Origin of the sequence: Enterobacter cloacae complex sp. 382A5 (genome assembly GCF_050031095.1) — a bacterium.
In the GTDB taxonomy this organism is placed as follows: domain Bacteria; phylum Pseudomonadota; class Gammaproteobacteria; order Enterobacterales; family Enterobacteriaceae; genus Enterobacter; species Enterobacter cloacae.
In genome coordinates this window covers 3,973,860-3,991,382 of the sequence record NZ_JBLGVK010000001.1, presented here as the reverse complement: position 1 = coordinate 3,991,382, position 17,523 = coordinate 3,973,860, and the positions used below count along the sequence as shown (strand labels likewise).

At 53.7% G+C, this 17,523-nt stretch carries 26 protein-coding genes; 20 read left to right on the top strand and 6 right to left on the bottom strand.

Features of this window, described 5'->3' with window-relative positions:
* Positions 1–19: 19 nt before the first annotated feature.
* Positions 20–1,069 carry a phage portal protein gene (locus tag ACQG2G_RS18850; protein WP_014884907.1) on the bottom strand — a complete coding sequence of 350 codons (1,050 nt, stop codon included), beginning with the start codon at positions 1,067–1,069 and terminating at the stop codon, positions 20–22.
* Entirely contained in the window at positions 1,069–2,832 is a 1,764-nt protein-coding gene (locus ACQG2G_RS18845; protein ID WP_045334074.1) for a terminase ATPase subunit family protein, read from the bottom strand. The genes ACQG2G_RS18850 and ACQG2G_RS18845 overlap by 1 nt, the downstream gene beginning before the upstream one ends.
* 149 nt (positions 2,833–2,981) lie before the next feature.
* Between ACQG2G_RS18845 and ACQG2G_RS18840 the strand changes: the two genes are divergently transcribed.
* From ACQG2G_RS18840 to ACQG2G_RS18790, 11 genes are all read left to right on the top strand, one after another.
* Positions 2,982–3,809, top strand: coding sequence for a GPO family capsid scaffolding protein (locus ACQG2G_RS18840; RefSeq protein WP_161669875.1), 828 nt, complete (start codon positions 2,982–2,984; stop codon positions 3,807–3,809).
* A gap of 15 nt (positions 3,810–3,824) precedes the next feature.
* On the top strand, positions 3,825–4,973 hold the full coding sequence (locus ACQG2G_RS18835) for a phage major capsid protein, P2 family (RefSeq protein ID WP_161669876.1): 1,149 nt from the start codon (positions 3,825–3,827) through the stop codon (positions 4,971–4,973).
* 3 nt (positions 4,974–4,976) lie between these two features.
* Complete coding sequence (gene gpM, locus ACQG2G_RS18830; protein ID WP_161669879.1) at positions 4,977–5,630, top strand: phage terminase small subunit; 654 nt, start codon at positions 4,977–4,979, stop codon at positions 5,628–5,630.
* Between the two features lie 98 nt (positions 5,631–5,728).
* Complete coding sequence (locus tag ACQG2G_RS18825) at positions 5,729–6,196, top strand: head completion/stabilization protein (protein WP_161669881.1); 468 nt, start codon at positions 5,729–5,731, stop codon at positions 6,194–6,196.
* Positions 6,196–6,399, top strand: a complete 204-nt coding sequence (locus ACQG2G_RS18820) for a tail protein X (RefSeq protein WP_000868184.1) — start codon at positions 6,196–6,198, stop codon at positions 6,397–6,399. The genes ACQG2G_RS18825 and ACQG2G_RS18820 overlap by 1 nt, the downstream gene beginning before the upstream one ends.
* A gap of 3 nt (positions 6,400–6,402) precedes the next feature.
* Positions 6,403–6,618 (top strand): hypothetical protein, encoded by a 216-nt coding sequence (locus ACQG2G_RS18815; RefSeq protein ID WP_161669883.1) that lies wholly within the window; start codon positions 6,403–6,405, stop codon positions 6,616–6,618.
* Positions 6,599–7,114 carry a lysozyme gene (locus tag ACQG2G_RS18810; RefSeq protein WP_161669885.1) on the top strand — a complete coding sequence of 172 codons (516 nt, stop codon included), beginning with the start codon at positions 6,599–6,601 and terminating at the stop codon, positions 7,112–7,114. The genes ACQG2G_RS18815 and ACQG2G_RS18810 overlap by 20 nt, the downstream gene beginning before the upstream one ends.
* Positions 7,111–7,539: an Rz-like lysis system protein LysB gene (lysB, locus tag ACQG2G_RS18805; RefSeq protein WP_161669887.1), complete on the top strand. Its 429-nt coding sequence runs from the start codon at positions 7,111–7,113 to the stop codon at positions 7,537–7,539. The genes ACQG2G_RS18810 and lysB overlap by 4 nt, the downstream gene beginning before the upstream one ends.
* Positions 7,424–7,672: an Rz1-like lysis system protein LysC gene (lysC, locus tag ACQG2G_RS18800; RefSeq protein ID WP_236651361.1), complete on the top strand. Its 249-nt coding sequence runs from the start codon at positions 7,424–7,426 to the stop codon at positions 7,670–7,672. The genes lysB and lysC overlap by 116 nt, the downstream gene beginning before the upstream one ends.
* On the top strand, positions 7,635–8,066 hold the full coding sequence (locus tag ACQG2G_RS18795) for a phage tail protein (protein WP_161669889.1): 432 nt from the start codon (positions 7,635–7,637) through the stop codon (positions 8,064–8,066). The genes lysC and ACQG2G_RS18795 overlap by 38 nt, the downstream gene beginning before the upstream one ends.
* On the top strand, positions 8,059–8,508 hold the full coding sequence (locus ACQG2G_RS18790) for a phage virion morphogenesis protein (RefSeq protein ID WP_161669891.1): 450 nt from the start codon (positions 8,059–8,061) through the stop codon (positions 8,506–8,508). Before ACQG2G_RS18795 ends, ACQG2G_RS18790 begins: the two co-directional genes overlap by 8 nt.
* Here ACQG2G_RS18790 and ACQG2G_RS18785 read toward each other — a convergent pair.
* On the bottom strand, positions 8,505–9,455 hold the full coding sequence (locus ACQG2G_RS18785; protein ID WP_161669893.1) for a hypothetical protein: 951 nt from the start codon (positions 9,453–9,455) through the stop codon (positions 8,505–8,507). The two genes, ACQG2G_RS18790 and ACQG2G_RS18785, sit on opposite strands and share 4 nt — an antisense overlap.
* 90 nt (positions 9,456–9,545) lie before the next feature.
* Between ACQG2G_RS18785 and ACQG2G_RS18780 the strand changes: the two genes are divergently transcribed.
* The 5 genes from ACQG2G_RS18780 to ACQG2G_RS18760 are packed head-to-tail and all read left to right on the top strand — an operon-like array spanning position 9,546 to position 13,388.
* Positions 9,546–10,124, top strand: coding sequence for a phage baseplate assembly protein V (locus tag ACQG2G_RS18780; RefSeq protein ID WP_014884896.1), 579 nt, complete (start codon positions 9,546–9,548; stop codon positions 10,122–10,124).
* Complete coding sequence (locus ACQG2G_RS18775) at positions 10,121–10,480, top strand: GPW/gp25 family protein (RefSeq protein WP_161669895.1); 360 nt, start codon at positions 10,121–10,123, stop codon at positions 10,478–10,480. The genes ACQG2G_RS18780 and ACQG2G_RS18775 overlap by 4 nt, the downstream gene beginning before the upstream one ends.
* Positions 10,467–11,375, top strand: a complete 909-nt coding sequence (locus tag ACQG2G_RS18770) for a baseplate assembly protein (RefSeq protein ID WP_161669897.1) — start codon at positions 10,467–10,469, stop codon at positions 11,373–11,375. Before ACQG2G_RS18775 ends, ACQG2G_RS18770 begins: the two co-directional genes overlap by 14 nt.
* Positions 11,368–11,973 (top strand): phage tail protein I, encoded by a 606-nt coding sequence (locus ACQG2G_RS18765; protein ID WP_044704139.1) that lies wholly within the window; start codon positions 11,368–11,370, stop codon positions 11,971–11,973. The genes ACQG2G_RS18770 and ACQG2G_RS18765 overlap by 8 nt, the downstream gene beginning before the upstream one ends.
* Positions 11,970–13,388 carry a phage tail protein gene (locus ACQG2G_RS18760; protein ID WP_248766640.1) on the top strand — a complete coding sequence of 473 codons (1,419 nt, stop codon included), beginning with the start codon at positions 11,970–11,972 and terminating at the stop codon, positions 13,386–13,388. Before ACQG2G_RS18765 ends, ACQG2G_RS18760 begins: the two co-directional genes overlap by 4 nt.
* A 65-nt stretch (positions 13,389–13,453) precedes the next feature.
* Here the strand turns inward: ACQG2G_RS18760 and ACQG2G_RS18755 are convergent, their stop codons facing one another.
* The 3 genes from ACQG2G_RS18755 to ACQG2G_RS18745 form a co-directional block, all read right to left on the bottom strand.
* The gene (locus ACQG2G_RS18755; RefSeq protein WP_161670713.1) at positions 13,454–13,927 is read right to left on the bottom strand and encodes a tail fiber assembly protein; all 474 of its coding nucleotides are present in this window, start codon (positions 13,925–13,927) and stop codon (positions 13,454–13,456) included.
* Between the two features lie 95 nt (positions 13,928–14,022).
* Positions 14,023–14,343 (bottom strand): gp53-like domain-containing protein, encoded by a 321-nt coding sequence (locus ACQG2G_RS18750; RefSeq protein ID WP_032679844.1) that lies wholly within the window; start codon positions 14,341–14,343, stop codon positions 14,023–14,025.
* A 25-nt stretch (positions 14,344–14,368) separates the two neighbouring features.
* The gene (locus ACQG2G_RS18745) at positions 14,369–14,650 is read right to left on the bottom strand and encodes a hypothetical protein (RefSeq protein ID WP_161670345.1); all 282 of its coding nucleotides are present in this window, start codon (positions 14,648–14,650) and stop codon (positions 14,369–14,371) included.
* 179 nt (positions 14,651–14,829) lie between these two features.
* Here ACQG2G_RS18745 and ACQG2G_RS18740 point away from each other — a divergent pair, with 179 nt between their 5' ends.
* From ACQG2G_RS18740 to ACQG2G_RS18725, 4 genes are all read left to right on the top strand, one after another.
* A complete protein-coding gene (locus ACQG2G_RS18740; protein ID WP_161670346.1) occupies positions 14,830–15,387 on the top strand; it encodes a recombinase family protein in 558 nt (185 codons plus the stop codon).
* A gap of 80 nt (positions 15,388–15,467) precedes the next feature.
* Complete coding sequence (locus ACQG2G_RS18735) at positions 15,468–16,640, top strand: phage tail sheath protein (RefSeq protein ID WP_007848866.1); 1,173 nt, start codon at positions 15,468–15,470, stop codon at positions 16,638–16,640.
* A 9-nt stretch (positions 16,641–16,649) separates the two neighbouring features.
* Positions 16,650–17,165 carry a phage major tail tube protein gene (locus ACQG2G_RS18730; protein WP_007848874.1) on the top strand — a complete coding sequence of 172 codons (516 nt, stop codon included), beginning with the start codon at positions 16,650–16,652 and terminating at the stop codon, positions 17,163–17,165.
* 54 nt (positions 17,166–17,219) lie between these two features.
* Positions 17,220–17,522, top strand: coding sequence for a phage tail assembly protein (locus ACQG2G_RS18725; RefSeq protein ID WP_007848877.1), 303 nt, complete (start codon positions 17,220–17,222; stop codon positions 17,520–17,522).
* The last annotated feature ends 1 nt before the right edge of the window (position 17,523 follow it).

Below are 17,523 nucleotides of genomic sequence, written 5' to 3'. Positions count from 1 at the left end.
CCAGTTTTCATTTCTTTATTCAACCTTCACTAAGTCTATACTCATCAAACTGGATAATTTCTTCTTTAACCCATTCATTTACTTCCATTAATCTTTTTTGAAGTGCAGTCAATTCATTACGAACAAATACACGGCTCGCCTTTTCTACATCGCCAAAACCGCCAACGTTATTAGGCATAATCCCCATCAGCTGCGGCGGCACGCGATGAGCTGCCAGCATGTCATCACGGCTCACATTCTTGATGTTAAGAAACTCATCTTTCGCGGCGACTTCTGACAGCGGGATGATCTGAATGCCGTCTTTCTTGCCGTTAGGGCTGTACATAAACAGGTTGCGGAAGTTGCCTGGCCCTTTCGATTTTTTCAGTGCTTCGCGTATGTTGTCCACGTCTTTCTGATCGGCTGCGGGGTCGCTCATGTACATGATGAAACCAGCATGGCTCCCGTTAAGGTAATATTTCCGGCGAAACAGCGTGGCCGATTCATTCAGCAGGGCGGAGGGAATGGCGGAGAGGTATTCGGGCATCCCGTAAAGCTCCTGGTTAACGTCGGGTTCCATCAGGTGAAACACGCTTCCCTCATCGAATTGATAGGGCTGTGAGTTGTAGCCATACTGTGCAAACCAGTAGATGTCCGGGTCAATGCCACGACGGGTATATTTGGCAAGCGAGGCGCGCAGCTCCATGATCTGCCCTAACCGGTTCATGCGTTTTTCAAGGTAGGCATTACCGAATACCAGAAAGTCCTGGGCGAACCGGGAAAAGGCTTGTTTAGACAGCCAGCGGTGAGGAATGAAGGTACTGGTAAGAATATTGCGTTTTACCTGAATAGCGCTGGAGTGATGCACGGCGGCGCGGTAAGTTCGCGCCAGGCCATCCATGCTGATCGGTGGTTCGTACCAGCGGTCTACCTGCACGCACTCCAGGTAATCAAATAACTCCCGGCGGTCCATCACGGGGATCGGATCGCCAAACGTAAACGCCTCCGCATGTGCATTACTGACCATGTTGGCCGTATCGGTGGCGGTCTGGCCGCGCGGTGCCTTGCTGCGGTTTTTGCGGTTAGCCATTAAAAAATCTCCACAATGTTGCTGGTACTGGCGGAAGCTCCTGCCAGTGGTTCGTTATAAAGTGCGTGCATGGTTGCCCAGGCTAAATCCGCGTGGCTGGCTTCCTCTGTGCGGGCTGCTTCGTAGGTTGGCCGGTTGCCACTGGCGGTGGTTGAACGGCGAATGGACATAAAGGACTGCGCGATATCCAGCATTCCCGCGTCAAACTCCAGACGGCGCCCGCTGATGATGTCGTAGGCTTTAAGCACCAGGGCATTTTTTACGGTCGGGTTGTAGACAAACTCACGCGCGGCAGGGAAAAACTGCTTAACCGTTTTGTAAACGCCATCGCCAACGCCGGTCGAGTCAATGCCGATGTAGGTCACGTTGTAGCGTCTGGTGATTTCCTCAATCGCTGAGGCCTGGGCGCGAAAGTCCATCCCGCGCCACTGGTGACGCTCAAGGATACGGAATTTACCGCCGGGAACGACGGGAGGCGCGATGACCACGCAACCGGCGCTGTCACCGTTCTGCGTTCCTTTTGCCGGGTCATAGCCGATCCAGACAGGGTGGTATGCAAACGGACGCAGTAAAAGCGGCTCGAAATCGTCCCACACATCCCAGCTGTCAACCATGCAGGACTGCAGCAACGCCAGCGGGAACACGGACGCCAGGTCGTCAACAAACTGACACATCAGCAGGTTGTTGTATTCGTCCGGGCTGTACTCCAGGCGCAGCTGGTCCAGGTCGAAAAGGTTACACCCGCCGTTTACGGCATCCTCAATGGTGACTATCTGGCGGTACTGGCCGTCAGGGCATAAAACGCCGTGCGCCAGGCTACTGTGAGAAATGTCAAATTCTACCCTGTCGGCTTTCGGGCGCCCTTTATTGAACAGGGCGCCAGACCAGAACGGGTAGGCGCTGTGCGTCAGGCTGGAAGGGGTAGAGAAATAGGTTTGACGCCATTTTTTGTGCAGCGCCATACCGGAGGCCACCTTGCGCAGCTCCTGGAATTTCGGAATCCAGAAATACTCATCAAGATACAGATTGCCGTGATAGCTCTGCGCGGTACGGGCATTTGTACCGAGGAAGTAAAGACACGCGCCGTTAGGCAGCACCATCGGATCGCCTTTCAGTTCAACGTCCACCTCTTTTGCAAAGTCGATGATGTACTGTTTAAAAACGTGCGCCTGAGCTTTACTCGCTGACAGAAAGATTTGATTTCGGCCCGTGGTCAGGGCGTCTATCAACGCTTCACGGGCGAAATAGTAGGTTGCACCGATCTGGCGTGACTTTAAGAGGTTGCGGATACGGTGTTTGATGCCAGCGTCCCACCAGTGGCGCTGGTACTCGAACATACCGGCGCGGAAAATCTCTTCCAGCTTTTCGATCTGCTCGTCGGTAAACAGGTTTTTTTCCGGCGGCTTGCGCGGGCCTTTATTGCGGTTCGCCACGTTCGGATTCAGGTCTGCTTCATTCCCGCCATTGTTAAATTTGCCGATTCTGGCCTGTCGTTCGGACTGACGCGCCAGAAGGTCAATTTCTTTAAAATCCTTTCCTTCCTTCTGCTCCTTCATGACGAGCTGGCAGTAACGTGCGGCGGTGGTGAGCTGCATCTGATCCAGTGGGCCATATTCGCCCCACTTATCGCGTTTTTTCCAGCTGTGAACGGTTGCAACTTTCTCGCCCAGCATTTCAGCAATGCGGGCTACGCGGTATCCCTGAAAGTACATCAGCATTGCCTGACGACGGGGATCGAGGTCTGCGGGGGTCAGTGTTGTCATGGCACAAACATACGGCCTCAAATCAGCACTTTCCCCGGCTTCGCATTGTGTGGGAGTTCGCACAAGCCCAACGCGTTGTTTACACGCGCCCATCACCGCAAACATAAGGCTCTGAACGTGTTACGAACTAACTAACCGGAGCCGGACCGATGGCAAAAAAATCTAAGCGTTTTCGTATTGGGGTCGAAGGGGCCACTACTGACGGGCGCGTTATTGAGCGTGAATGGCTCACCCAGATGGCAGCGAGCTATAACCCGCAGGTATACACCGCGCTGATCAATATGGAGCACATCAAGGGCTTTACTCCTGATGGGCCCTTCCGTCGTTTTGGCATGGTGGAAAAGCTGGAAGCGGAAGAAATTACCGAAGGGGCATTGTCCGGTAAAATGGCGCTGTATGGCTGGATTGCCCCGACTGACGATCTGGTCACGATGACCAGCAACTGGCAGAAGCTTTTCACCTCAATGGAAGTTAACACCAGCTTTGCCGATACCGGCTCTGCTTATCTGGTTGGCCTGGCGATTACTGACGATCCGGCAAGCCTCGGCACTGAAATGCTGCAGTTCAGCGCCAGCGCAGAACATAACCCCCTGGCGCGCCGCAAGCTGGACAAAGACAACCTGTTTACCGCTGCTGTTGAAACGCTCATCGAGTTTGAGGACGTGCCGGAAAAAACCAGCCTGTTTACCCGCGTGAAAGAGCTGCTGTCCCGCAAAGGCGCCGATGATAACGCCCGCTTTGCTGATGTGAATCAGGCTGTTGAAACCATCGCGCGTGAGCATCAGACGCTGGCGGAGCAGGTCAGCACCCATCAAACCGATTTCAGCAACAAGCTGAGCGATATGCAGAAGGTTGTTGATGAGACAACCAACGCACTCTCCACCCTGCGTGAGCAGCTTTCCACTCAGGACAGCCGCAGCGAACGCCGCCCTGATGCGACCGGCAATAACGGCGCAGAACAAACCACCGATTGCTGACGGAGCAAAAGCACAATGAAAAAAGAGACACGTTTTAAATTCAACGGCTATCTGACGCAGCTCGCCACACTCAATGGTGTGCCTGTGAGCGGTATCACCTCAAAATATACGGCAGAGCCGTCCGTTGCGCAGACGCTGGAAACGAAAATCCAGGAGTCTTCCTCGTTCCTGCAGAAAATCAACATTATCCCGGTTGATGAGCAGTCCGGCGAACGTCTGGGGCTGGGGATTGGCGCCAGTATCGCCGGTAATACTGATACCACCCAGAAAGACCGTGAACCCGTTGATCCGACTTACATCGACGGTGAAGGGTACAAGTGTACCCAGACTAACTCTGATACGGCGCTGCCTTATGCAAAACTGGATTTGTGGGCTAAATTCCAGGACTTCCAGACGCGCATCCGTGACGCCATCATTATTCGCCAGGCGCTTGACCGCATCATGATCGGCTTCAACGGCGTGAAGCGTGAAAAAACGTCAGACCGCAAGACCTATCCGCTGCTGCAGGATGTGAATATCGGCTGGCTGGAGAAAATCCGCCAGGAGAAACCCGTTCAGGTTGTGGACAAAATCGTGTCCGAGGGCGAGGTGGTTTCTCAGACTATCCGTGTCGGTAAAGGCGGCGATTTCCTGAATCTGGACGCGCTGGTTATGGGCGCCGTGAATGAGAAAATCGCGCCGTGGTATCAGGAAGATACAGAGCTTGTGGTTATCGTCGGGCGCCAGTTGCTGGCGGATAAATATTTCCCGATCGTCAACCGCGACCAGCCAAACAGCGAAGCGATGGCGGCCGATCTCATCATCAGCCAGAAGCGTATCGGCAACCTCCCGGCCGTTCGCGCGCCGTTCTTCCCGGCTAACGCCATGCTGATCACCCGTCTGGATAACCTGTCTATTTACTGGCAAGCCGGTACCCGTCGTCGTTCAGTTATCGACAATCCGAAGCGTGACCGCGTGGAGAACTACGAATCCGTTAACGAGGCGTATGTTGTCGAAGATTACGATGGCGTTTGCCTGGTTGAGAACATCGAGATGTTACCAGCGCAGGCAGACGGCAATCCAGGCGCGGCGCTGACGGCTGAAAATATTCAGACCATCGTTGCTGCAGCAGTGCAGGGCGCGCTTGATGCTCAGAATACGGGCGGCACTGGCGCCGGAGCGTGATAAATGAATCCGTTCCGTGCTCACACTCAGTATGTACAGGCACAGGATGCCGCCCGGCAGGGCGGCAGTAAAGCCAGTATGACGGGTTATAACCAGATGCTGTTACAGCTGACAGAACACCGCAGGCGCCTTAAAACCGTCCAGTCAAATGAGCGCAAGGCTCAGCTCAAACGTGAGTTTCTTCCCGCTTATGCCTCATGGATTGCCGGTTTGCTGGATGCTGACGCGTCAGGCCAGGACGACGTGGCGATGTACGTCATGATCTGGCGCATTGATGCCGGAGACTATACCGGCGCGCTGGACATTGCCCGTCATGCCATCAAACACGGCTGGGTCCTGCCGCAGCGCTTCAACCGGACCTGCGGGACCGCTGTTGCCGAAGAGTTTGCCGACGCGGCAATGCGCGCTTTTTCTGCCGGTGAATCATTCAGTGCCGCCATTCTTACCCAGGTGCTCGATATCGTTGAAGGTCAGGATATGCCGGATCAGTCCCGCGCCCGACTTCATAAGGCGATGGGCTACGCGCTGCGGAATAACGATCAGGCAGTGGCGGCACTTAACCATCTGAAGCGTGCCCTGCAGCTGGATAACAGTTCTGGCGTCAAAACCGAAATCAACAAGCTTGAAAGCCGATTGCGACAGGCAATGTCGGCTTAACGAATCGTGCCAACGCGCGGGGCGGCACGGGGTGGCGACAGGCTTTATGCCGCGTCAAAACCCCGTCCACCGCCCAACCATTTGGGAGTGCCAGAAATATGCAATTCGTTTCGCCGGAACAGGCCGGGGAAAGTACCCAGGACGTTATTAAAAACACCAGTTTCTGGCCTGATGTCAGGGTTTCAGAGTTCCGCCGTGATATGCGCATGGATGGGAGTGTCACCGATCCACGCCTGCGTCTGGCGTTGCTGACAGCGATTGCTGAAGTTAACGCCGATCTTTATGAGTTCCGCGAGAAACAACGGGTGCAGGGGTATGCAAGCCTGGCCGACGTCCCTGCTGATGTGATCGACGGCGAAAGCCAGCGGCTCATGCTGTATCGCCGTGCGGTGTTTTGCTGGGCAAAAGCAAACCTGGTTGAGCGCTATCGCGATTTTGACGCAACCGGCGACGGAAGCAAGAAAGCCGAAGATATCGAAACAACCTTAGGCGAGCTGTGGCGCGATGTGCGCTGGGCGGAGTCCCGCCTGCGCGATATGCCACATATGACGGTGGAGCTGATTTGATGAAAGTGCGTGCGCATCAGTATGACACGGTGGACGCACTCTGCTGGCGCCATTACGGGCGCACGCAGGGAGTCACTGAACAGGTGCTGCAGGCGAATCCGGGGCTGGCTGAGTATGGCCCCTTTTTACCGCACGGGCTGCAGGTGGAGCTGCCGGACATTACGGCGTCAACCACTGCGCAGACTGTCCAGTTATGGGACTGAACTATGACGCTTGAACGAATCAGCGCCTTTATCACTTACTGCGTTGCCCTGCTTCTGGCATGGCTCGGCGATTTGTCTCTTAAAGATGTATCGACCATTACCGGTCTTGCGCTGGGGATTATTACTGCAGCGGTGACCTGTTATTTACGCTGGAAAGCGTACCAGCTGCTGCGGGACGGCAGAATAACCAGGGGGGAATATGAGTCCTTCAATCGTTAAGCGTTGCATGGTCGGCGCGGTGCTGGCGATTGCCGTCACGCTACCGGGCTTTCAGTCGCTTCATATCTCTGTTGAGGGGCTGAAACTGATTGCTGATTTGGAAGGGTGCCGCCTGCAGCCATACCAGTGCAGCGCCGGGGTCTGGACTGACGGGATCGGCAATACGTCCGGGGTTGTGCCGGGCAAAACCATAACGGAGCGACAGGCCGCGCAGGGGCTGATTAATAACGTGTTGCTGACGGAAAAAAGGATTGAAGCCTGCCTGCAGGTTAAGCCACCTCAGCATGTTTACGATGCCCTGATCAGTATCGGTTTCAATGTCGGAACGGGGGCAATCTGCCGGTCAACAATGGTTTCTTACATCAATCGCCAGCAATGGTGGCAGGCGTGCAACCAGCTCCCCCGCTGGGTTTATGTAAATGGTCAACGGAATAAAGGGCTGGAAAACCGGCGCGCCCGTGAGCTTGCCTGGTGTCTTAAAGGGGCAGGGGCATGACGCGCGCGCTGGCGGTGATCCTGGCTCTGGTGCTGGCATTGCTGGGCTGGCAGTCATGGCGGCTTAACAATGCCGATCACACCATCGGGACGCAGGCTGAGGCGCTTAAAAAGAACAAGCAGGAGCTGGCGAAGAAAAACAGCCAGCTCATCAGCCTGTCCATTCTTTCCGAAACCAACAGCAGGGCGCAGATGCAACTTTATGCTGCAGCGGAGGAGACTTCCGCACTGTTGCGGAGTCGCCAGCGCCGGATCGAGGAACTAAAACGTGAAAAAGAGGATTTACGCCGCTGGGCTGACACTCCTTTGCCTGCTGACATTATCCGGCTGCGGGACCGCCCGGCCCTCGCCGGAGGTGCAGCTTACCGTGAGTGGTTGTCCAAAAGTGACGCAGTGCCGCCTGGACAGGTCAGTGCCGCGCAGTAATGGGGATCTGAACCAGGTGCTGGATGAGACTGAGGCCGCCTGGGCGATATGTGCCGACAAAGTGGACACGATCATAACGTGTCAGGAGCGAGACAGTGAACAAGCCGCAGTCCTTACGCAACGCCCTGAATAAATCGGTGGCGTATGTCCGTGACAACCCGGACAAACTGCACCTTTTTGTTGATAACGGTTCGCTGGTCGTAACCGGCGCCCGTTCAATGTCATGGGAATATCGCTACACCCTGAACGTGGTGATTGAAGACTTTAGCGGCAACCAGAATTTAGTGATGGCGCCCGTATTGCTCTGGTTAATGACCAATCAACCGGACGCCATCAACAACCCGGAGCTGCGCGAAAAACTTTTTACCTTTGACGTCGATATCCTGAGCAACGATCTGTGTGATATCAGCCTCAATCTGCAGCTCACGGAGCGCGTGATTGTCAGCACAGACGGCACTGTATCGAGCGTAGAAGCGGTGCCGGAACCCGACGTACCCGACGAAATGTGGACGGTGAAACGTGGATGACCTGCAGAGGGTGGATGACTGGCTGGCGGCCCTGCTGGCGAATCTGGAACCGGCAGCCCGCAACCGTATGATGCGACAGCTGGCGCAGGAGCTGCGCCGGTCGCAACAGCAAAACATCAGGTTGCAGCGAAACCCGGACGGGAGCAGTTATGAACCACGCCGGGTAACGGCTCGCAGCAAGAAGGGCCGCATTAAGCGACAAATGTTTGCAAAACTTCGTACCACCAAATACTTGAAAACCGCTGCCAGCTCGGATTCTGCCAGCGTTCAGTTTGACGGCTCAGTGCAGCGCATTGCCCGTGTTCACCACTACGGCTTACGAGAACGAATTAATCGTAATGGGCCAATAGTGCGCTATGCCAGTCGAAATTTGCTAGGTTTCAATGACAGAATACTGGCCCTCACAAGAAATTATTTTTACCTATATCTATTAAATGGCTAAGGGTATGTTTTGGGGGCTAACCACTCTACCTTTTGATTTGTTAATAAAGGGGTTGCATAGTCGATTAAATTCCATGTTGGTCTTGTTTTTGTTTGGAAAATAGTTCTGAATGTATGCTGAAATCTATATTCAAAAAGCTCTTTTCCATATTGAGATTCGAGCAAGATATGAATTGCGGCAATTGAGTCTAGTAAGGCTTTTAGCGTTGCTTTGTTTTTTGTGCCGCCCCTATCATGCTTAACTTCGTTATAGGCATCATACCATGAAAGAGATTTGGTAGGCTTAGATACACTCCAGTTTAAGAATGGGGTGAGAGTGCCTAGTCCCGGGAACAACATAGCCTCAACACAATATTTCTCAAGTTTAAGTATTGGTAAGCAAGAAACGTAATCACTTGTGGTATAGAATGACCCAGCATGGGGGATGTTATTGTCAGCAAGGAATTTTTTTAATAAATATTCAACCTCTGTACATGAAATGATTAATAATTCACGGATTTTATTACCGTAGGCATTGAAATTGTTAGTTTCAGGTTCTAGAGTGCGAAAAATATCTATTAGTGATTCCGTGATGTTTTCATATGCTCTCACTTCATCTAGTAGCGAATTACTTAGGATTTGTGTGTCGCTGAGAAGAGGTTCTCCTCTATTAAGTCGATAAAAGTATAAGCCAGCGTCATGAGTTTGAATTTTATCAACTATTGAGATCCCCCCTCTACCCAAGTGCTTACTTAAAAAATAAGCCATTCCTTCGCGGATGTTCTCATCAGTCAAAGATTGTGTTCCTGTATAACTAGAGCCAAGTCTTTCAAAGGCAAAATGTCGGTCCCAATCCCCCTTGCCAACGTGAATTGTTGAATTATCCATTGGGAAGGTATAACAACTCCCATTCTCTATTTGGAAATAGCCCAATTCGTCTTTTTGGGTTTTATATATATAACTTTCCATAACGTATCATCCTGAAGGTTCAATTTGTACCGTCAACCATACATTACCTCCATGAAGTGTTGAACCTAATTTTCTGCCAGTGTACGCGGCATGAACGCACAACTAACCGAAATCATGCGCCTTATCACCAACCTGATCCGCACCGGCACCGTAACCGAAGTGGACCGGGAAAACTGGCTGTGCCGGGTGAAAGTGGGCGAGCTTGAAACCAACTGGATTAACTGGCTGACTCTGCGCGCAGGCGGTGCCCGTACATGGTGGTGCCCGTCACCGGATGAGCAGGTGGTCGTGCTGAGTATGGGCGGCAATCTGGAAACCGCTTTTGCCTTACCTGCGATCTATTCAAACCAGTTCGCGCCGCCGTCGGACTCCGTGGACGGCTGCGTAACGGAATACCCGGACGGTGGCTGGTTTGAATATGAACCCGCGACCGGCCGCTGGCATGTGCGGGGTATCAAATCCATGGTGATCGAGGCGGCAGATAACATAACCCTGAAAACGGGGGAGTTTGTGGTGGAGGCAAGTAACACGCGCATAAACAGCGAGGTGGTGATCAATGGTGGCGTCACCCAGGGCGGCGGCGCCATGAGTTCTAACGGTATCGTAGTCGATAAACACGGTCATACCGGCGTTAAGTCAGGCGGCGATACATCGGGAGGTCCTGTATGACGCTGTATATCGGTATGAATCAGGACAATGGCAAAGCCATTTCTGATGCGGACCATTTGCGGCAGTCGGTCAGGGATATTCTGCTGACTCCCCAGGGAAGCCGTATAGCCCGCCGGGAATATGGTTCCCTGCTGTCAGCATTGATTGACCAGCCCCAGACCCCGGCGCTGCGCCTGCAGGTCATGTCTGCGGTCTATGTGGCCCTGAGCCGCTGGGAACCACGGCTTACGCTGGATTCCATCACCATCAGCAGCAGCTTTGACGGCTCCATGGTGGTTGAGCTAACCGGGAAGCGCAATAACGGTGCACCTGTTTCTCTTTCGGTGTCAACAGGAGCAGACAATGGCAGTCATTGACCTTTCCCAGCTCCCCGCACCGCAAATCGTTGACGTGCCGGACTTTGAATCCCTGCTGGCTGAGCGTAAGGCCGCCTTTGTGGCCCTGTATCCGGCAGACGAGCAGGACGCGGTAAGGCGCACGCTTGAGCTGGAGTCTGAACCCGTGACCAAGCTCCTGCAGGAAAATGCGTATCGTGAAATCCTCCTGCGCCAGCGCATTAACGAGGCGGCGCAGGCGGTCATGGTGGCTTATGCAATTGGCGGCGATCTCGATCAGATGGCGGCCAACTACAACGTGAAGCGGCTGACGGTTACACCTGCGGATAACGACGCGGTGCCGCCGGTCGCAGCGGTAATGGAAAGTGATGAGGCGCTGCGCCTGCGTGTTCCTGCTGCATTTGAGGGGGTGTCCGTGGCGGGGCCGACGGCGGCCTATGAGTTTCACGCTAAAAGCGCCGACGGGCGAGTGGCTGACGCCAGCGCAACCAGCCCGGCACCGGCGGAGGTGGTGCTTACCGTGCTGAGCCGTGAGGGCGACGGAACGGCAGCGGCGGATCTGCTGGCCGTGGTTGAACAGGCGCTTAACAGTGAGAACGTGCGGCCGGTTGCTGACCGTCTGACGGTGCGCAGCGCTGAAATTATTCCGTACAGCGTGGATGCGACGATCTTTCTTTACCCTGGGCCAGAAGCTGAGCCGGTGATGGAGGCGGCAAAAGCCAGCCTGCAGAAATATATCGCCAGCCAGACGAGGCTGGGGCGTGATATTCGCCGCAGTGCTATTTATGCCGCGCTGCATGTTGAAGGTGTGCAGCGTGTTGAACTGGCCTCGCCGCTTGCTGATGTGGTGCTGGATAAGACACAAGCCGCTTCATGTACGGAATGGAGCGTAACCAACGGGGGAACGGATGAATAGTCTGCTTCCTCCTGGTTCATCGGCGCTTGAGCGCCGACTTGCCCAGACCTGCAGCGGAATTTCCGATCTGCAGGTGCCGCTGCGGGATTTATGGAATCCGGCAACATGCCCGGTCAAGTTTCTGCCGTATCTGGCGTGGGCCTTTTCGGTTGATCGCTGGGATGAAGGATGGGCGGAGAGTGTGAAGCGCCGCGTGGTGCAGGATGCTTTCTATATCCATCAGCACAAGGGCACAACCAGCGCGGTGCGGCGTGTGGTGGAGCCGTTCGGCTTTCTGATCCGCATTATTGAATGGTGGCAGACCGGCGAGGCGCCGGGCACGTTTCGCCTGGATATTGGGGTGCAGGACCAGGGCATAACAGAGGAAACCTATCTGGAGCTGGAGCGCCTGATTGGTGATGCCAAACCCTGCAGTCGGCATCTGATCGGCATGTCCATAAACCTGCAGACGAGCGGACCATATTTTGTTGGGGCTGCCACTTATACCGGCGAAGAAATCACGATTTACCCGTATATCAACGAAACCATCATTTCCGGTGGCACTGCCTACGAGGGCGGCGCTGTCCATGTTATTGACACAATGAGAGTGAACCCATGAGCGCAAAATTTTATACCCTGCTGACGGATATTGGCGCGGCGAAACTGGCAAGCGCTGCCGCGCTCGGTGTGCCGCTGAAAATTACCCAGATGGCGGTGGGGGATGGCGGCGGCGTGCTTCCAACTCCCAGCGCACAACAGACGAAGCTAGTTTCCGAAAAGCGGCGCGCTGACCTGAACATGCTTTACATCGATCCGCAGAACAGCAGCCAGATTATTGCTGAGCAGGTGATTCCTGAAACTGAGGGCGGTTGGTGGATTCGTGAGGTTGGGCTGTTTGATGAAACGGGCGCGCTGATCGCAGTGGGCAACTGCCCGGAGAGCTATAAGCCGCAGCTGGCAGAGGGAAGCGGCCGCACGCAGACAGTGCGCATGGTACTGATTACCAGCAGCACCGATAACATTACGCTGAAAATTGATCCGTCCGTAGTGCTGGCTACCCGAAAATATGTTGATGACAAGGTCCTGGAACTGAAGGTGTATGTCGATGAGCTGATGGCGGCGCATCTTGCTGCAGCTGATCCGCATACGCAATATGCGACAAAAGCCAGCCCGACGTTTACCGGCACCCCAAAAGCCCCGACTGCAGCTGCAGGTAACAATACCACTCAGCTTGCCACGACTGCGTTTGTGCAGGCGGCTCTGATCGCCCTGGTGAATGGCGCCCCTGCTACGCTGGACACGCTGAAAGAAATTGCTGCGGCTATCAACAACGATCCTAATTTCAGCACCACTATTACTAACGCGCTTGCACTGAAAGCCCCACTGGCAAGCCCTGCCCTGACCGGAACGCCGACGGCGCCCACGGCTGCGCAGACTGTCAACAATACGCAAATTGCCACTACTGCTTTCGTAAAATCAGCTCTGGCTGCGCTTGTTGGCTCATCACCTGCGGCGCTTGATACCCTGAACGAGCTGGCGGCGGCGTTAGGAAACGATCCTAACTTTGCAACCACCATGACAAATGCCCTCGCAGGCAAACAGCCTCTTGATAGCACGCTGACAAATTTGTCAGGAAAGACAGCTGATGGGATTATCGAATACCTTCGTTTGGGAGAAGCGGCAAAACTCGCAGCAGCGAGCGGCGTTTTGTCTAACAGCGGCTGGGCGAAATTCCCGCTAACCGGCGGTGTTACGTTAATAGTGCAGTGGGGGCGATGGGAGGGAGGCGTAACAAGCACTACATATAATTGTGATATTACGTTTCCAGTCGCGTTCCCGGCGGCTTGCTTCGGTGTATATTCAAGCGCAGGCGTAAGGGCATCAAATTATGATTATGTGCCATCGTATAGAACCTTAAGGCAAGCTGTTTCAGTCGGCTACCCAACGAAAACCGGCGCTAATGCTCAGTTTTTCCTTGATGATACGCTGCCTGGTAACTCCCGTATGTTTACGTGGTTTGCAATAGGTTTTTAATTTAATCCGGTAGCGAACCTGACTGGAATGGGTTATTAAAAAATAAAGCCCTTACGGGCTTTATTTCACTCAGGCCAATTTTTTACTATGTAACCGTTGTTTACTGCCTCAATGAGAATCCATTGAGGTATCGCAGGCAACGCTATGCCCGGCCAACCCTCACTCTCAGGCCAAACTTTAAACTTTTGCCTTACGTCCAAAAGTTCCGCTTGCTGCTCAGAGGTTAATAAAACATTGTTGATAGTGTAATCAGAAACAAGCATCCGATCTGTACTGACGATGAATTCATCCCGCAAAGCACGGGCGCGTGCCTGGATTTGTTCCGGGCTTTCTTCCACAATGGGAATATCAATCCAGATCGGAAAACCATCAGATCCAATGCCACGCAATTTCCCTTCTGGTGGCGTCGCGGAAAATTCGCTAAAAACACTATCCTCCACTTCGATTAAATCATTAGGAAGACTACCTGCATTTACATAAGACTCCTTTAAAGCTACGGGGTAAAAAGCATTATTTGCAGGGCTAAACCAATAGTTCATAACGCACTCCTTAGTTTGAGACTCAGATCGTAAGTGCGGTTTTGTAAAATAATTATCTAGCTACCATGTGTGAGTAATCACACAATTTTTTGACGTCAGTAGCCAACAGCGAACCAGTAAACGCTACGTTCAAAAGGTTGCTGCACGCCGTTCACTGTTCTGGCGCACAAAGCAAACGCGCTGGTTTTATCCCTGATAAATCCATTAGTCATAGTTACCATGCTCACATCAGCGGAATCAGTTGTATGGGCCATTGCAACCAGGCATAAACCACCTACGGGAAATGCAATTGGGAATTTAAAAGAATAATTACTCGCACCGGTTAAAAGCCCCCACTGCAGCAGCATTTTTTTGCCGCCAGAAACGGGAATATATAGCCAGCCATTAGCACCGATCTGGGCGGTGGCCGCCTCCATTTTTGCCGCTTCTCCCAAACGAACGTTATTTACCGATGGCTATAATCATGGTCCCGTACTTTCCTGCCTTTGATGTTTTAATTTTTGCGAGAGTTCGATCACCACCGATGATTTTGTACGTTGGTGCTTCTGTCTGGGTTGGGTCTACCCATATGGCGGATATCGCCAATAACGAATAAGGGAATGCAATCGGATAAACTGCTGGCGTTCCCTCTACATCCGTGCTGTAAACATCAACCGAAAATACCTGCACAATATGGCCGCTGGGTAATTTGAACCATCGCAGATCAGATGTGAATGCAGTCATATCCGGTATCTGATTTGCGCCGGTTCCAACAGCTCTTTTCGCCGCTTCCCCCAAACGAAGGTTTTTTATCCACCACGGTCATGATTGTCCGTGTTGGCTATTCTCTGCAGTACAGTCAGAAATGACCATGCTCAATAAAATGGTGGCATCATTCACCACTTTTTTATGGGCGAAAAATCATGCAAATAGGTTACGTGAGGGTGTCAACAAATGACCAAAACACAGCTTTGCAGCGAAATGCGCTGGAGTGCGCAGGATGTGAGCTGATATTTGAGGATAAAATGAGCGGCAAAACCTCAGATCGTCCAGGGCTAAAGAAGGTCCTGCGTACGCTCTCAGAAGGTGACACGCTGGTAGTCTGGAAACTGGACAGATTAGGCCGGAGCATGCGACATCTTGTGACGCTAATCGAAGACCTGCGCGGGAGAGGGATAAATTTCCGCAGCCTGACGGATAGCATTGACACATCAACTCCTATGGGGCGTTTCTTTTTCCATGTTATGGGCGCCCTGGCTGAAATGGAACGTGAGCTAATCGTTGAGCGCACCCGGGCCGGACTGGCAGCGGCCAGGCAGCAAGGGCGTATTGGTGGTAGGCGGCCAAAACTCACAGAGGAACAATGGGCGCAGGCGGGGAGACTGCTGGAAGCAGGAGAGTCGCGGCAACGTGTCGCATTAATTTTTGATGTGGGTATGTCTACACTGTACCGGAAATTCCCTGCGGCATTGTATGGATAACAGGACAATGCAGCGAAGCTGTCTACAAAGTTGATTCACTTCACCATAGGGCGAAACCTAAACACCGGAGGGTTCGCCGTATGGCTCAGGATTATCACCACGGTGTGCGTGTCGTTGAGGTCAACGATGGCACCCGCCCTATTTCAACAGTAAGCACGGCAATTGTCGGTATGGTCTGTACCGGCGATGATGCAGATGCGTCCGTGTTCCCCCTCAATAAACCGGTCCTGCTTACCGACGTGCTGACCGCCAGCGGTAAAGCAGGCGAGTCCGGTACGCTGGCCCGCTCGCTGGATGCAATTGCCGACCAGGCTAAACCCGTGACCGTCGTTGTGCGCGTTGCACAGGGTGAAACCGAAGCGGAAACAACCTCCAACATTATCGGCGGCGTGACAGCCGACGGTAAAAAAACGGGGATGAAAGCGCTGTTATCTGCGCAGTCCCAGCTCGGCGTTAAGCCGCGCATTCTGGGCGTGCCGGGGCACGACACGCAGGCAGTTGCCACTGAGCTGCTGAGCGTGGCGCAGAGTCTGCGCGGGTTCGCCTATCTGTCAGCCTACGGCTGCAAAACGGTAGAGGAGGCCATTGCCTACCGCGCTAATTTCAGCCAGCGCGAGGGGATGCTGATCTGGCCTGATTTCATCAGTTTTGACACCGTGCTGAATGCAGACGCGACGGCTTACGCCTCAGCCCGTGCGCTTGGCCTGCGTGCCAAAATTGACGAGCAGACCGGCTGGCACAAATCCCTGTCCAACGTGGGCGTGAATGGCGTCACCGGCATTTCTGCTGATGTGTTCTGGGATTTGCAGGACCCTGCAACCGATGCGGGGCTGCTGAACCAGAACGATGTCACCACGCTGATCCGCAAAGACGGTTTCCGCTTCTGGGGCTCCCGCTGCCTCAGTGACGATCCTCTGTTTGCCTTTGAAAACTACACCCGAACCGCGCAGGTACTGGCTGACACCATCGCCGAAGCGCACATGTGGGCGGTGGATGGCGTGCTTAACCCGTCACTGGCCCGCGACATTATCGAAGGTATTCGCGCCAAACTGCGCAACCTGAAAACGCAGGGCTACATCATCGGCGCCGACTGCTGGCTGGATGAGTCCGTAAACGATAAAGATTCCCTGAAAGCCGGGAAGCTCACTATCGATTACGACTATACGCCGGTACCACCTCTGGAAAACCTGATGCTGCGCCAGCGCATCACCGATCAGTATCTGCTGGATTTCTCCAGCCAGGTCAGCGCGTAAGGGGACAATATGGCTTTACCACGCAAGTTAAAACACCTGAACCTGTTTAACGACGGGAATAACTATCAGGGGATCGTTGAGTCTCTGACCCTGCCAAAATTCGGCCGCAAGTTTGAAAAGTATCGCGGCGGCGGTATGCCCGGTTCGGCTGATGTTGATCTGGGGCTGGATGATGGTGCGCTGGATACGGAATTTTCAATCGGTGGCACCGAACTGCTGTTATTCAAGCAGATGGGTAAAGCCACCGTTGACGGCATCCAGCTACGTTTCACCGGCTCCATTCAGCGTGACGATACCGGCGAAGTGCAGGCCGTTGAGCTGGTTGTGCGCGGGCGACATAAAGAAGTCGATTCCGGCGAATGGAAAACCGGCGAGAGCAACACCACAAAAGTCAGCAGCACCAACAGCTACGCGAAGCTGACCATTAACGGCGAGGTGCTCTATGAGGTTGATGTGATCAACATGATTGAAATCGTTGATGGCGTGGACCTGATGGAAGAACACCGCAACGCCCTGGGCCTCTGATCTACTTTAAAGGCGCGGGCAGCCGCGCCAGTACCTTATTAACAGGAAATGACAATGAGCGAACAACTGACTGAAAAAACCGTACAGCTGGACACCCCAATCAAACGCGGTAAAACCGAAATTGCCGAAATTGTGCTGCGCAAGCCGCAGTCCGGCGCGCTGCGTGGCACCCGTCTGCAGGCGATCATGGATATGGACGTCGGCGCGATGATGACGATTATTCCCCGCATCTCCACGCCCGCGCTGACCGCTCAGGAAATGGCTGAAATGGACCCCGCCGATCTCACCGCGCTGTCGGTTGAGGTGGTCACTTTTTTGTTGAAGAAATCGGTGCTTGCCGGTTTGCCGACAGCCTGAC

Coding starts and splice junctions, on each gene's coding strand:
- ACQG2G_RS18850 (WP_014884907.1), bottom strand. CDS start 1,069: ATGGCTAACCGCAAAAACCGCAGCAAGGCACCGCGCGGCCAGACCGCC.
- ACQG2G_RS18845 (WP_045334074.1), bottom strand. CDS start 2,832: ATGACAACACTGACCCCCGCAGACCTCGATCCCCGTCGTCAGGCAATG.
- ACQG2G_RS18840 (WP_161669875.1), top strand. CDS start 2,982: ATGGCAAAAAAATCTAAGCGTTTTCGTATTGGGGTCGAAGGGGCCACT.
- ACQG2G_RS18835 (WP_161669876.1), top strand. CDS start 3,825: ATGAAAAAAGAGACACGTTTTAAATTCAACGGCTATCTGACGCAGCTC.
- gpM (WP_161669879.1), top strand. CDS start 4,977: ATGAATCCGTTCCGTGCTCACACTCAGTATGTACAGGCACAGGATGCC.
- ACQG2G_RS18825 (WP_161669881.1), top strand. CDS start 5,729: ATGCAATTCGTTTCGCCGGAACAGGCCGGGGAAAGTACCCAGGACGTT.
- ACQG2G_RS18820 (WP_000868184.1), top strand. CDS start 6,196: ATGAAAGTGCGTGCGCATCAGTATGACACGGTGGACGCACTCTGCTGG.
- ACQG2G_RS18815 (WP_161669883.1), top strand. CDS start 6,403: ATGACGCTTGAACGAATCAGCGCCTTTATCACTTACTGCGTTGCCCTG.
- ACQG2G_RS18810 (WP_161669885.1), top strand. CDS start 6,599: ATGAGTCCTTCAATCGTTAAGCGTTGCATGGTCGGCGCGGTGCTGGCG.
- lysB (WP_161669887.1), top strand. CDS start 7,111: ATGACGCGCGCGCTGGCGGTGATCCTGGCTCTGGTGCTGGCATTGCTG.
- ACQG2G_RS18785 (WP_161669893.1), bottom strand. CDS start 9,455: ATGGAAAGTTATATATATAAAACCCAAAAAGACGAATTGGGCTATTTC.
- ACQG2G_RS18780 (WP_014884896.1), top strand. CDS start 9,546: ATGAACGCACAACTAACCGAAATCATGCGCCTTATCACCAACCTGATC.
- ACQG2G_RS18775 (WP_161669895.1), top strand. CDS start 10,121: ATGACGCTGTATATCGGTATGAATCAGGACAATGGCAAAGCCATTTCT.
- ACQG2G_RS18770 (WP_161669897.1), top strand. CDS start 10,467: ATGGCAGTCATTGACCTTTCCCAGCTCCCCGCACCGCAAATCGTTGAC.
- ACQG2G_RS18765 (WP_044704139.1), top strand. CDS start 11,368: ATGAATAGTCTGCTTCCTCCTGGTTCATCGGCGCTTGAGCGCCGACTT.
- ACQG2G_RS18760 (WP_248766640.1), top strand. CDS start 11,970: ATGAGCGCAAAATTTTATACCCTGCTGACGGATATTGGCGCGGCGAAA.
- ACQG2G_RS18755 (WP_161670713.1), bottom strand. CDS start 13,927: ATGAACTATTGGTTTAGCCCTGCAAATAATGCTTTTTACCCCGTAGCT.
- ACQG2G_RS18750 (WP_032679844.1), bottom strand. CDS start 14,343: ATGGAGGCGGCCACCGCCCAGATCGGTGCTAATGGCTGGCTATATATT.
- ACQG2G_RS18745 (WP_161670345.1), bottom strand. CDS start 14,650: ATGACTGCATTCACATCTGATCTGCGATGGTTCAAATTACCCAGCGGC.
- ACQG2G_RS18740 (WP_161670346.1), top strand. CDS start 14,830: ATGCAAATAGGTTACGTGAGGGTGTCAACAAATGACCAAAACACAGCT.
- ACQG2G_RS18735 (WP_007848866.1), top strand. CDS start 15,468: ATGGCTCAGGATTATCACCACGGTGTGCGTGTCGTTGAGGTCAACGAT.
- ACQG2G_RS18730 (WP_007848874.1), top strand. CDS start 16,650: ATGGCTTTACCACGCAAGTTAAAACACCTGAACCTGTTTAACGACGGG.
- ACQG2G_RS18725 (WP_007848877.1), top strand. CDS start 17,220: ATGAGCGAACAACTGACTGAAAAAACCGTACAGCTGGACACCCCAATC.